The sequence below is a fragment of the Arthrobacter nitrophenolicus genome, from assembly GCF_000332815.1.
Taxonomy (GTDB): domain Bacteria; phylum Actinomycetota; class Actinomycetes; order Actinomycetales; family Micrococcaceae; genus Arthrobacter; species Arthrobacter nitrophenolicus.
In genome coordinates this window covers 18,284-31,515 of record NZ_AOFD01000025.1, presented here as the reverse complement: position 1 = coordinate 31,515, position 13,232 = coordinate 18,284, and the positions used below count along the sequence as shown (strand labels likewise).

The following is a 13,232-nucleotide window of genomic DNA, read 5'->3' as shown; positions in this document are numbered from 1 at the left end:
TCGGCAGCAGCCGCGCCGGATGGATGGACCGGCGGGCCGCGGACCATTCTACCGGTGCTGCCGTGCCATAGACTGCCCCGTATGCCCCACTATGACCTGGCCATCATCGGCTCCGGCTCCGGAAATTCGCTGATCACCCCGTTCTGGGACGGCAGGCGCGTGGCGCTGATCGATGGCGGCGTCTTCGGCGGGACCTGCCTGAACGTGGGCTGCATCCCCACCAAGATGTTCGTCTATCCGTCGGGGCTGGCCGGCGTTCCGGTCGAAGCCGCAGGACTGGGCGTTGACCTGAACCTGGACAAAGTGCACTGGAACGGCATCCGGGACAGGATTTTCGGGCGGATCGACGCCATTTCCGAGTCCGGCCGGCGCTACCGGGCAGAGGAACAGGACAACGTGGACCTGTACCAGGACCACGTCCGGTTCACCGGACCCCGGTCACTGCAGACCGCCACGGGGGTTGAGATCACTGCGGACCAGGTGGTGGTGGCCGCCGGCTCGCGGGCTGCGCTTCCCGACGTCCCGGGTGTTGGGCTGCCGCAGGTCCACACCTCGGACACCGTGATGCGGATCGACGGGCTGCCGGCCCGGGTGGTGGTTGTTGGCGGCGGCTACATCGCCGCGGAATTTGCTGCCGTGTTCTCCGGGTTCGGCTCCGAGGTCACCCAGGTGAACCGTTCCGGGCGCCTGCTGCGGGGGCATGACGACGAGATCGCCCGGCGCTTCACGGCCGCAGCGGCGGACCGTTGGAAGCTGGAGCTGGGCTGGGCGCTCGAAGCGGTCGAGGACAGCGGCGGCGGGACGGCCACAGCGGTGTTTTCCGACGGCGGCGGGCGCCGGCTGCGGGTGGAAGCGGAGATTGTCCTGATGGCCACCGGCCGGGTTCCCAACACCGACGGGCTCGATGCCGCGGCCGCTGGCTTCGACCTCAACGACGACGGCACACTCGCCGTTGACCCCCACCTCCGGATCCTTTCCGGCGGGCAGCCGCTGGAGGGCGTCTATGCCCTGGGCGACGTGGCGAACCCCTACCAGCTCAAGCACGTGGCCAACCGGGAAGCGCGCGTCGTGGCCCATAACCTCGAGCACCCGGACCGGCTCCGGCCCATGGACTACACCGCCGTGCCGTCCGCCGTCTTCTCCACTCCGCAAATTGCGTCAGTGGGGCTGACCGAGGATGAGGCACGGTCCGGGGTGGCCGCGGGAACGGAGGTGGTGACTGCCGTCCAGGAATATGGCACCACCGCCTATGGCTGGGCCATGGAGGACGCGGAGGGCGTGGTCAAGCTTGTTGCCGAGCGCGGCACCGGCCGCCTGCTGGGGGCCCACATCCTGGGGCATGAGGCCTCGCTGCTCATCCAGCCCCTGGTCCAGGCCATGGCCACCTCGGTGCCGGTGCATCAGCTGGCCCGCGGCCCCTTCTGGATCCACCCGGCCCTCATGGAAGTGGTGGAAAATGCCCTGCTCGCACTGGATGTCGAGGTTCCGGAGGACGCCCCGCTGTAGCCGGCAGGTTTATCCGCGGACCCTCAGCCCAGCCGGGCTGCGAGGCCGCCGACGGCGGTGACCAGTTCACGGAAGGCCTGCTCCGGGTTGTTGCCGGAGACAATCCTGGCGTTGGGTCCGATGCCCCACAGGCCGCGGAAGTCGGCAACCGTTGTTCCGGCGAAAAGCGGCGATTCCGCCTCAACGTCCACCGTAGCCGGCCGGGCGGTGTACTCCAGCGTTCCTGCCGCCACCCCGGCGGCAAAGAAGTCATGGACGTGGGCAAGGTAGCCCTGGTCGTAGCGCCGGTGGAACTCGAAATAGAACCGCAGCGCATCGGACAGGTGCCTGATGATCCCGTTGTCCGAGGTGCTCCGCTGCCCTTCCGGCTGGTCCGGGAGCACCAGCTCGGGGACGGCGGCGCCGGCCGCTTCCGCCAGCTGCCGGACATGCTCCGGCCGCATCTCGATGCGCTCTGTCGTGTCCAGCGAGCACACCACGGGAAGCTTCTCCATGGCCCGCCCGCGGTAGGCGGCGTAGACCTCCTTCGCGGCGTGCGGGTCCACATGGGTATTCCATTCCGCGGTGGGCGTGGTGTTGCCCTGGTAGTAGAAGCAGCCGCCCATGACCACCACGCCGGCCAGGAGCTCCGGCAGGTCCGGCTCCTTGCGCAGTGCCAGCGCGAAGTTGGTCAGCGGCGCTGTAATCAGGGCCGTCAGCTCCCCCGGCCGCGCCTTGGCATGTTCGATCCACAGGTCGACGGCGTGGCGCGGCGACACCCGCCCTTCCGGTTCCGGCAGGACGGCGTGGCCGATGCCCTGCGGTCCGTGGGTTTCCGGCGTGGTCAGCAGCGGAATGGACAGCGGCTGGCGCGCACCGACGGCTACTTCCACGCCGCGCCGGCCGCACAATTCGAGGAGCGCAAGGGTGTTGCGCGCCACCTGGTCGGCATCGACGTTGCCGGGTGTTGCCGTTACCGAGACGAACTCCGTGTCCGGCAGGGCGGCGAGGTAGGCGACGGCCAGGGCGTCGTCGATGCCGGTATCGACGTCCAGGAGGTAGGCGGGCATCGCAGCTCTAGAAGAGGGCCACTTTGGGCGCCGCGGGGAAGATCGAGTCCAGTTCCTGCAGGTCGGCTTCAGTGGGGATCCAGTCGGCTGCCACAGCGTTCTGCCTGACCTGCTCCGGCCTGGTGGCTCCGGCGATGACGCTGGCCACGGACGGCTGCGCGGCAAGCCAGGAGAAGGCGACGTCGATTTCGGTGAGCCCGCGTTCCTTGGCGAAGCGGCTGAACCGTCCCAGCTGCTCCCAGTCGGCGTCGTGCACCATGTGTGTCCGGGTGTGGCTGAGCCGGGAACCTTCGGGGGCGTGCCCGGGCGAGTACTTGCCGGTGAGCAGGCCGTTCGCCAGCGGGAAATACGGCAGGACACCCAGGCCGAACTCCCCGGCAGCCGGTGTCACTTCCAGCTCCGCCCGCCGGTCCAGGAGGTTGTAGTGGTTCTGCGTGGAGATAAAGCGGGCGCAGCCCAGTTCCCGCGCCACGTACTCGGCCTGCGCGATCTGCCAGCCGGCGCGGTTGGAGTGGCCGATGTACCGGACCTTGCCGGCCGTGACCAGCGCATCGAGGGCGGACAGTGTCTCGTCGATGGGGGTCAGCGGGTCCGGGGTGTGGAACTGGTAGAGGTCGATCCAGTCCGTGCCAAGCCGTCGCAGCGAAGCCTCCACAGCCTGGATGATGTAGCGCCGTGAGCCGCGCGCGCCGAAGTCGGGGCCGTTGGCGCCCTTCATGTCCATGCCGAACTTGGTGGCCACCACCACGTCGGCGCGGCGGCTGCCCAGGGCCTTGCCCAGCATTGTTTCGCTGAGCCCCGGTTCCCGGCCGTAGGTGTCGGCGACGTCGAACAGGGTGATCCCGGCGTCGAGCGCAGCGGAGACCACGGCGTTGGTGGCGTCCTGGGATTCGGTGGCGGTGTTGGCGCGGCCGAGGTTGTTGCAGCCCAGGCCGACCGTGGAGACCGTCAGCCCTGATTTTCCAACACGGCGGGAGGTGGTCACGGAAACTCCTAGAGGCTGAACGTGGTGGCGGACTTGGCGGAGTGCTTCACCTTGAAGTTCTCCGGTTCCTTGAACGGGGCCGCGGCGATGGTGAGTTTGGTGAAGTCCAGGTCCTCGCCCCGGGCGCAGACCTTGATGGCGTTGGCGGCCTTGTTGGCGTCCGGGCAGAGGCAGAAGATGTTCAGCTTGAAGTCCGTGAATTCGGACCGGTCCACAGTGCCGAGGCCGCGCCACGCGAGGTGGCTGACCAGGGCATCCTTCGCCTTCTCCTCCAAGTACCGGTCCCGTTCGGTGCCTTCCTTGGTCTTCAGGGCAAACTGCGCCACCACCCAGAACTGCTCCTCGTCCGGAATTTCGGCGTAGCCGTCTTCGGCGCACTGCACGGCGAAGGCGTCCAGCAGCGCATCGGCGGCCGCGGCGTCCGCGACGTCCGTCTCTTCGGTCTTGCTCTGGTGTCCCACCACGCCGAAGTTCATCACGAACTGGCTGTACTCCTCGTCGAACCAGGCCTCGCGGAAGTGGAGGACTCCCTCGTCGTCGCGCTTGTAGACCCTGACAATGCCGCTCATTTGCGTCCCTCCGTGAACCATTCGACGTCGGTGCCGTCAAAGGGTGCCTGTTGTGCCTTGACGGCCCGGTATAGTTCGTCCGCTGCGGCCTGGATGTCTCCGATGAGCCGTTCGGGGTAGTTCATGGTCACGCTGTGGTCGGCAAACTCATCCTGGTCGTCGATGAAGACGCCGCGGTCCGCGGTGCGGATGACGTCCAGGTCCATGTCGATGACGTGGAACTCGGTGACGGCAGGCCGGATGTCCGTCCATTCATGTCCTACTGCCAGGTCCACATAGACGCGTACCCCGTTCGGATGGGCGGAGTCGTAGAAGGTGGCAACCCAGTCGCCCTGGCGCGGGACCAGCAGGACGGCGTCGGACCGGGTGTAGAACGCGGCTCCCGGGCGGGAGCAGAACTCGTTGGTCCCCTGGAAGATCCACCACCCGTGCCGGTCCTCGCCAAGGTAGCGTCCCGGCACCACCCAGTGGGCCTTGCCGTTCCATTTCCGGTTGCGGGACACCACGAGCTGGCCCGGCTGGAGGCCCCTGGGCACCCTCGTGGTGGTGGTGTGAAGGACGGGTCCGGACTCCCCCGCAGCGCCCGGAATCTTCAGCGCATCCTCTTCCCTCACTGGATTGGAAGGCTGCCGGTGGTGGGGTGCTGCTGTCCCGGCAGCGGGCGGGCGAACGGAACCTTTGTTCCCAAAACCTGCGCGACGACGTCGTGCGTAATCTGCTGGGCGGTAAGCCCCACGCGTTCCAGGACCTGGCTGCGGCTGCCGTGGTCCAGGAACTCGACCGGAAGACCCACCTCGTTGAGCGCGGTGTCCACCCCGGCTGCACGCATTTCCTGGCGGATGCGCGAGCCCACGCCGCCGGCGCGGACGCCGTCCTCGATGCAGACCACCAGCCGGTGGTGCGAGGCGAGGGCAATGATGGAGCGGCGGACGGGCAGGGCCCAGCGCGGATCCACCACAGTGGTGCTGATGCCCTGCGCGCCGAGCCTGTTGGCGACGTCGAGGGCCAGCTCCGCCATGGCGCCGACGCTGACAATCAGCACGTCGTTCTCGGTGGACCCTGACGGGCGGCGGGCCAGGATATCCACGCCGTCGCTCAGCCGTTCCAGGGTTTCAACCTCGGCTCCGACAGATCCCTTGGAGAACCGGACGACACTCGGCGCGTCGCTGATGGCGATGGCCTCGCGGAGTTCCTCCCGCAGGCGGGTGGCGTCGCGGGGAGCAGCGAGATGGAGGCCGGGGACCACCTGGACCATGGCCATGTCCCACATGCCGTGGTGGCTGGCACCGTCCGGGCCGGTGACGCCGGCGCGGTCCAGGACGATGGTGACACCGGCCTTATGCAGGGCCACGTCCATGAGCAGCTGGTCGAACGCGCGGTTGAGGAAGGTGGCATAGACGGCCACCACGGGGTGCAGGCCGCCGAAGGCCATGCCCGCCGCGGAGGTCAGGGCATGCTGCTCGGCGATGCCGACGTCGATGACGCGGTCCGGGTGCTTGGCGGCGAACTTGTGCAGCCCCACCGGAATCAGCATGGCTCCGGTGATGCCCACCACGTCCTGCCGCTCGTCAGCGATGGCAGCGATTTCGTCGGCGAACACCGAGGTCCAGGACTTGGCACCGGCTTTTCCGGTGGGTTCGCCGGTTTCCGGATCAATGATGCCCACGGCATGGAACTGGTCCGCTTCGTGTGCGCGGGCCGGGGCGTAGCCGTGCCCCTTCTCGGTCATGGCATGCACGATGACGGGACCGTTGTAGTGCCTGGCGGTGGCGAGGGCGTGCTCCATCGCCTGGAGGTTGTGGCCGTCCACGGGACCGATGTACTTCATGCCCAGGTCCTCGAACATGCCCTGCGGAGCCCACCAGTCCTTGATGCCCTTCTTCATGGCATGCAGGCTCTTGTAAGTGAACTGGCCCACGGGGCCGCCGTTCTGGAGCTTTTTCTTCCACCAGTCCAGCGCCACCTCATACGCGGGCGCCGTGCGGAAGGAGTCGATGGTGGGCCGCAGCGAGGCCAGGTAATCGGCGAAACCGCCCACGGTGGGGGCATAGGACCGGCCGTTGTCGTTGACGACGATGACCACGCGGCGCTTCTTGTCCGCGGCGATGTTGTTGATGGCCTCCCAGGCCATTCCTCCAGTCAGCGCCCCGTCACCGACGACGGCGACGACGTACCGGTCGCCTTCCCCGGTCAACTGGCGCGCACGGGAGATTCCGTCCGCCCAGGACAGTGAGGAGGACGCATGGGAGCTTTCCACGATGTCATGCTCGGACTCGGCGCGGGACGGGTAGCCTGACAGCCCGCCTTCCTGGCGGAGGGTGCTGAAGTCCTGCCGGCCGGTGAGCAGCTTGTGGACATAGGACTGGTGGCCGGTGTCAAAGACAATGCTGTCGCGCGGCGAATCGAAGATGCGGTGCACGGCGAGGGTCAGCTCCACCACGCCAAGGTTTGGCCCGAGGTGACCGCCCGTCTGGGAAACGTTTGTGATCAGGAATTCCCTGATCTCCGAAGCCAGCTGCTTGAGCTGCTCTTCGGTCAACTCGTTCAGGTCCTGCGGATTCCGGATGGTGTCCAAGATTCCCAATGACCCCTCCTTCAGGTGGTAGACGTGCCGTTTAACTCTAACGCCTCGGTCCGAAGGACCGGACCGCAGTACCAGACGCGCCTGCACAGCCGAAGCCCCGGCAGGTCGGTGGCCGGCCGGGGCTTCGGAGATGCTGCCTGCTGGGCAGTTCCCGCTAGTTCGCGGAAATCTGGCGCAGCACGTACTGCAGGATGCCGCCGTTGCGGTAGTAATCCGCTTCACCCGGGGTGTCGATGCGCAGGACGGCGTCGAACGAGGTGGCGGAACCGTCTTCGGCGGTTGCCGTGACCTTGAGGGTCTTGGGGGTGGTGCCTTCGTTCAGGGCGGTGACGCCCTCAACGGAGAACGTCTCCGTGCCCGTCAGGCCCAGCGACGCCGCGGACTCGCCGGCCGGGAACTGCAGGGGCAGGACGCCCATGCCGATGAGGTTGGAGCGGTGGATGCGCTCGTAGCTCTCGGCGATGACGGCCTTGACGCCCAGCAGGGCGGTGCCCTTTGCTGCCCAGTCACGGGAGGAGCCGGAACCGTACTCCTTGCCGGCCAGGACCACCAGCGGGGTGCCGGCTGCCTGGTAGTTCTGCGCTGCGTCGTAGACGAACGCCTGCGGGCCGCCTTCCTGGGTGAAGTCGCGGGTGTAGCCACCTTCGACGCCGTCCAGGATCTGGTTCTTGATGCGGATGTTCGCGAACGTTCCGCGGATCATGACCTCGTGGTTGCCGCGGCGGGAACCGTAGGAGTTGAAGTCCTTGCGCTCCACGCCGTTGGCCAGCAGGTACTGGCCGGCGGGGGTGTCGGACTTGAAGGAACCGGCCGGGGAGATGTGGTCGGTGGTGACCGAGTCGCCCAGCTTCAGCAGGACGCGGGCGCCGTGATGTCCTTGACCGGCTCCGGCTGCGCCTGCATGCCCTCGAAGTACGGGGGCTTCCGGACGTAGGTGGAGTTCGGATCCCAGGCGAAGGTGTCGCCGGCCGGGGTGTCCAGTGCCTTCCAGCGGTCGTCGCCGTCGAAGACGCCTTCGTAGCCCTTGGCGAACATTTCCTTGTCGATCGAGGAGTCGATGACCTGCTGGACCTCAACCGGGTTGGGCCAGATGTCCTTCAGGAAGACGTCGTTGCCGTCGGTGTCCTTGCCCAGCGCATCGGTTTCGAAGTCGAAGTCCATGGAACCGGCCAGGGCGTAGGCGATGACCAGCGGCGGGGAGGCCAGGTAGTTCATCTTGACGTCCGGGTTGATGCGGCCTTCGAAGTTGCGGTTGCCCGAGAGCACTGCCGCGACGGCGAGGTCGTTGGCCTGGACGGCCTCGGAGATTTCGGCTTCCAGCGGACCGGAGTTGCCGATGCAGGTGGCGCAGCCGTAGCCCACGATGTAGAAGCCGAGCTTCTCCAGGTAGGGGGTCAGGCCGGACTTCTCGTAGTAGTCGGTGACAACCTTCGAGCCCGGGGCGACCGAAGTCTTGACCCACGGCTTGGCGGTCAGGCCCTTTTCGACGGCGTTGCGTGCCAGCACGGCGGCGGCGAGCATGACCGACGGGTTGGAGGTGTTGGTGCAGGACGTGATGGAGGCGATGGTCACAGCGCCGTGGTCCAGCTCGAACTCGCGACCGTCGGCCATCTTGACCGGCACCGGGCTGGAGATGCGTCCGGCGCCGCCGTGTGCTGCCGAGTACTTCGGCGGTTCGCGGTCGGTGTCCGAAACGTGGGTTCCGCCGGTGGTGAAGGACGGGGCGTCCGAGGCCGGAAAGCTTTCCTCAAGGGACTCGTCCAGGGTGCCGGCATCGGCGTCGTGGGAGACGTAGTTCTTGAGGTCGTGGCGGAACTCGTCCTTGGCCTCGGTGAGCTCGATGCGGTCCTGCGGGCGCTTGGGGCCTGCGATGGACGGAACAACGGTGGAGAGGTCCAGTTCCAGGTACTCGGAGAACTTGATGTCGCGGGACGGGTCGTGCCAGAGGCCCTGCTCCTTGGAGTAGGCCTCGACGAGGGCAACGTTCTGCTCGGACCGGCCGGTGAGGCGCAGGTAGTCGAGGGTGACGTCGTCGATCGGGAACATGGCGGCGGTGGAACCGAATTCCGGGCTCATGTTGCCGATGGTGGCGCGGTTGGCCAGCGGCACAGCGGCGACGCCCTCGCCATAGAACTCGACGAACTTGCCCACAACGCCGTGCTTGCGCAGCATTTCGGTGATGGTGAGCACCACGTCGGTGGCGGTGGCACCGGCGGGGATGCTGCCGCTCAGCTTGAAGCCGACGACGCGCGGGATCAGCATGGAGACGGGCTGGCCGAGCATGGCTGCCTCGGCTTCAATGCCGCCGACGCCCCAGCCGAGCACGCCCAGGCCGTTGACCATGGTGGTGTGCGAGTCGGTGCCGACGCAGGTGTCGGGGTAGGCGCGGAGGGCGCCATCGACTTCGCGGGTCATGACGGTGCGGGCCAGGTATTCGATGTTGACCTGGTGCACGATGCCGGTTCCCGGCGGGACAACCTTGAAGTCGTCGAACGCGGTCTGGCCCCAGCGCAGGAACTGGTAACGCTCCCCGTTGCGCTGGTATTCGATCTCCATGTTGCGCTCCAGCGCGCCGGAGTTGCCGAAGGCGTCGATCTGGACCGAGTGGTCGATGACCATTTCGGCCGGTGCCAGCGGGTTGACCCGCTTGGGGTCGCCGCCCAGTTCCTTGACCGCTTCGCGCATCGTCGCCAGGTCAACCACGCAGGGAACGCCGGTGAAGTCCTGCATGATCACGCGTGCAGGCGTGAACTGGATTTCTGTATCAGGCTGGGCATTCGGGTCCCAGCCGGCCAAGGCGCGGACGTGATCGGCAGTGATATTCGCGCCGTCCTCGGTCCTCAGCAGGTTTTCAAGCAATACCTTGAGGCTGAACGGAAGGTTTTCTGCACCTTCAACGGAGTTCAACCGGAAAATTTCATACTCGGTTCCGGCTACATTAAGTTTGCCTTTTGAACCGAAGCTGTCCACAGTGCTCATCGCAGGACTCCTCTCGCAACAGTTTCATCTTTGTCGCGCGGTTGACCGCCTGCTAGTTAGGACGCCCTAATTACTTTCGGGCCCGAAATTGCACACGGCCGGCCGTGAATACGGGCGCGACGTGGGACTACTACGGCCATCGTAGTCGATAACCGCGGCGGCATCACGGGCGGGGAGCAAGCAGCGCCACTGTTTCAAGGTGGTGGGTGTGGGGGTAGAGGTCGAACGCCCGCAGGCCGGCCAGGTCCCAGCCGGACTGGCGGAAGTAACCCACGTCACGGGCGAACGACGCCGGATCACAGGACACATAGGCAATGGCGCGCGGGTGCGCCGCAACGAGCTGTCCCACCACTGCCTTGCCCGCACCGGCCCGGGGCGGGTCCAGGATGAGGGCGTCAAAGTCCCGCGGTTTCTGGCGCAATACCCGCTCCACGCGGCCCTGGATGATCTCCACCTGCGGGGCGGCGTGCAGGTTCTTGCGGGCGTCCCGGCTTGTTCCGGGGGCACCCTCCACGGAGAGGACGGACCCCGTCTCCCCCACGGCGTCGGCCAGCACGGCGGTGAACAGGCCGGCCCCGGCGTAGAGGTCAGCCACCACGGCACCGGCGTGCAGGAACCCGCCGCCATGCAGGAAATCTGTGACAGCTCCCACAAGTGTGTCGGGCGCGTCGCGGTGGATCTGCCAGAACCCTGCGCCCGTGACGCGGTAGTCGTGGCCGGCAGCCGATTCCTGCACCCAGGTCCGGCCGCGGAGCTGTGTGACGTCCTCCGTGACGGGATCGAAGGATGCGACGGACACATCCCCGGGCAGCTGCGCTGCCACGGCGGCCAGCCGCTTCGCCTTTGTCCCGGGCGCGGGGGCGAGAAGCACCAGTGGCCGTGACCCGTTGGCCGGCGCGGCCACCTCCACCCGTTCGATCCCCTGCAGGTCCAGGTTCCAGAGCTGCAGGGCATTGATCGCGTCGGTGGCCAGCGGCATCTCGCGTACCGGGACGATGTGCCCGGACCGGTGCGCATGCATCCCGAGCTTGCCGCCGGGGGTGACCGAGAAGCTGGCGCGCGTCCGCCACCCGAGGCCCGTGCCGCCGTCGGGCGCTGCTCCCCCATCGCCTGTGCCGGCTCCCACTGGCTCAACTGCCGGGGAGAGTTCGACGCCGGCCAGCCGCCGCAGCTGCTCGGCCAGCACGTCGGCCTTGAGGCTGCGCTGCCGCGGGAGCGCGATGTGCCCGAACTCGGCCCCGCCGACGGGTGGGCGGCCCTGCTGCCAGGCGCGGCCTGAATCTGCGGGGCGCCAGAAGTGCTCCACGCGGTCAGGCGAGGCTTCCAGCACTTCAATGACGTCGGCCCGCCAGAACTTGGCGTTGTCCTCGGCGTCCGTCAGGCGCACCCGGACTTTTTCGCCGGGGATGGCGTGCCGGACGAAGATGACCCGTCCCTCGTGGCGGGCCACGCAGTGCCCGCCATGGGCGACCGGTCCGACGTCGAGGACGGCTTCCTCGCCGCTGTGTCCGCCCGCCTCCGGCGTGGCGGCGGGGGTGGTGGAGGTTCTGGCGGTCATTGGACGTCCTGGAGGTTCTTGGCTTCTTCGGATGATTTGAGCTGCCAGGGAACACTGGCCACCATGACCCCGGGTTCGAAGTGCAGCCGGGTCTTGATGCGCAGTGCGGTCTGGTTGTGCACCAGCTGCTCCCACCACTTGCCCACGACATATTCGGGGATATACACCACGATAAGGTCGCGCGGGGAGTCCAGCCGCATCTGCTTGACGTAGTCCATGATCGGGTTGACGGTTTCGCGGTAGGGACTGGCCAGCACGGTCAGCGGCACAGGGATCTCAAGTTTTTCCCAGTCCGCGACGGTCTGCGCGGTTTCTTCCGCGTCGATGTCCACGGTGATCGCGTCCAGGCGTGAGGGCCGTGACGCCCGGGCGTAGGCCAGGGCGCGCAGGACGGGCTTGCGCACGTGCGAGACCAGGAGGACTGCGTGCACCCGGTGGGCAGGGCGCGCGGGGACGCGTCCTCGTCCACCGCCAGTTCCTTGGCCACGTTGTCGTAGTGCGCGCGGATGCTCCACATCACGAGGAAGAGGACGAACATGGCCAGCAGCGCGATCCACGCGCCCTGCTCGAATTTGGTGACCAGCACGATCACCAAGACCAGCGCCGTCATGCCGAAACCGATGCTGTTGATGGTGCGCGACTTCACCATGCGCCGCCGCACCATCTTGTCCTTCGCCAGCTTGAGCTCCCGGCCCCAGTGCCGGATCATCCCCAGCTGGCTGGCCGTGAACGAGATGAAGACGCCCACGATGTAGAGCTGGATGAGCTTGGTGACGTCCGCGTTGAACGCCAGGATCAGCACCAGCGCACCGGCCGCGAGGGCCAGGACGCCATTGCTGAAGGCGAGCCGGTCGCCGCGGGTCCGGAGCTGGCGGGGCAGGTAGCCGTCCTGGGCCAGGATGGAACCCAGGACCGGAAAGCCGTTGAAGGCGGTGTTGGCTGCGAAGACCAGGATGATGCCGGTGGCGGCCACCACGATGTAGAACGGGATGGACCGGGGCCGAAGATGGTCTGGGCGATCTGGCTGATGGCGGGGTTCTGGATGTAGCCCTCGGGCAGCGGATTGCCGTTCACCAGGAACTCGGTGGCAGGGTCCAGGACGATGTGGACCCTGGTGGCCTGGGCGAGGTACATGATGCCTGCCAGCATGGTGGCGCTGATGACGCCCAGGAGCAGGAGCGTGGTGGCCGCGTTCTTGCTCTTCGGCGGGCGGAAGTTGGGTACGCCGTTGCTGATGGCCTCCACACCCGTGAGCGCGGCGGCACCCGAGGAGAAGGCCCGAAGCAGCAGGAAGGCACCGGCGAGCCCCACCAGCCCCTCGTCGAAGCCAGGGGCGGGAACGATGGTGAAATCAGCGGACGGCGCCTCCCCCAGCTGCCCGGTGGCCGCCTGGAAGATGCCCACCGCCGTCATGCCGAGGATTGACGCCATGAAGATATACGTGGGAATGGCGAAGACGCTGCCTGCCTCCTTGATGCCGCGGAGGTTGACCAGGGCGAGGATCACGACGCCGGTCGCCGCGATGGCTGCCTGCTGCCCGTGGAGTGACGGAACGGCCGTGGTGAGGTACGTGGCGGCTGACGAGATGGACACGGCAACGGTCAGCACGTAGTCCACCAGCAGGGCGGAGGCGACGGTCAGGCCCGCGTACTTTCCAAGGTTGTCGCCGGCGATTTCGTAGTCCCCGCCGCCGGAGGGGTAGGCGTGGACGTTTTGCCGGTAGGAAGCAACCACGGTCAGGAGCACCACCATCACGGCGAGCCCCACCCAGGGTGAGAACGCCACGGCGCTGACGCCGGCCAGGGCGAGCGTCAGCAGGATCTCGTCCGGCGCATAGGCCACGGAGGACAGGGCGTCCGAAGCGAAAACCGGCAGTGCAATCTTTTTGGGAAGCAGGGTGTGGGCCATCCGGTCGTTGCGGAACGGCCTGCCCACCAGCACGCGTTTGACGGCGTTCAGTATTGTCAGCACCCCACAAAGCTAGTCTGATTCCCGGGTGATG

7 protein-coding genes and 2 pseudogenes are annotated in these 13,232 nt (G+C 67.1%); 1 reads left to right on the top strand and 8 read right to left on the bottom strand.

The genetic code is table 11. The features are described 5' to 3' along the window. Positions 1 to 81 precede the first annotated feature (81 nt). Entirely contained in the window at positions 82 to 1,506 is a 1,425-nt protein-coding gene (locus G205_RS10735; protein ID WP_009357974.1) for a mycothione reductase, read from the top strand. 23 nt (positions 1,507 to 1,529) lie between these two features. Here the strand turns inward: G205_RS10735 and G205_RS10730 are convergent, their stop codons facing one another. From G205_RS10730 to G205_RS10695, 8 genes and pseudogenes are all read right to left on the bottom strand, one after another. Then, positions 1,530 to 2,555: a nucleoside hydrolase gene (locus tag G205_RS10730; RefSeq protein ID WP_009357973.1), complete on the bottom strand. Its 1,026-nt coding sequence runs from the start codon at positions 2,553 to 2,555 to the stop codon at positions 1,530 to 1,532. A 7-nt stretch (positions 2,556 to 2,562) separates the two neighbouring features. Continuing rightward, positions 2,563 to 3,540, bottom strand: coding sequence for an aldo/keto reductase (locus G205_RS10725; protein WP_009357972.1), 978 nt, complete (start codon positions 3,538 to 3,540; stop codon positions 2,563 to 2,565). Positions 3,541 to 3,548: 8 nt separating this feature from the next. Beyond that, a complete protein-coding gene (locus G205_RS10720; protein WP_009357971.1) occupies positions 3,549 to 4,109 on the bottom strand; it encodes a hypothetical protein in 561 nt (186 codons plus the stop codon). Beyond that, positions 4,106 to 4,723 (bottom strand): DUF402 domain-containing protein, encoded by a 618-nt coding sequence (locus tag G205_RS10715; RefSeq protein ID WP_009357970.1) that lies wholly within the window; start codon positions 4,721 to 4,723, stop codon positions 4,106 to 4,108. The genes G205_RS10720 and G205_RS10715 overlap by 4 nt, the downstream gene beginning before the upstream one ends. After that, complete coding sequence (gene dxs / locus G205_RS10710) at positions 4,720 to 6,693, bottom strand: 1-deoxy-D-xylulose-5-phosphate synthase (RefSeq protein WP_009357969.1); 1,974 nt, start codon at positions 6,691 to 6,693, stop codon at positions 4,720 to 4,722. The genes G205_RS10715 and dxs overlap by 4 nt, the downstream gene beginning before the upstream one ends. Positions 6,694 to 6,847: 154 nt before the next feature. Next, positions 6,848 to 9,672 (bottom strand): annotated as a pseudogene (locus G205_RS10705) (aconitate hydratase). 163 nt (positions 9,673 to 9,835) lie between these two features. Next, positions 9,836 to 11,230, bottom strand: coding sequence for a class I SAM-dependent RNA methyltransferase (locus G205_RS10700; protein ID WP_009357968.1), 1,395 nt, complete (start codon positions 11,228 to 11,230; stop codon positions 9,836 to 9,838). Beyond that, positions 11,227 to 13,201, bottom strand: a pseudogene (locus G205_RS10695) (APC family permease). Before G205_RS10695 ends, G205_RS10700 begins: the two are co-directional and overlap by 4 nt. Between the last annotated feature and the right edge of the window lie 31 nt (positions 13,202 to 13,232).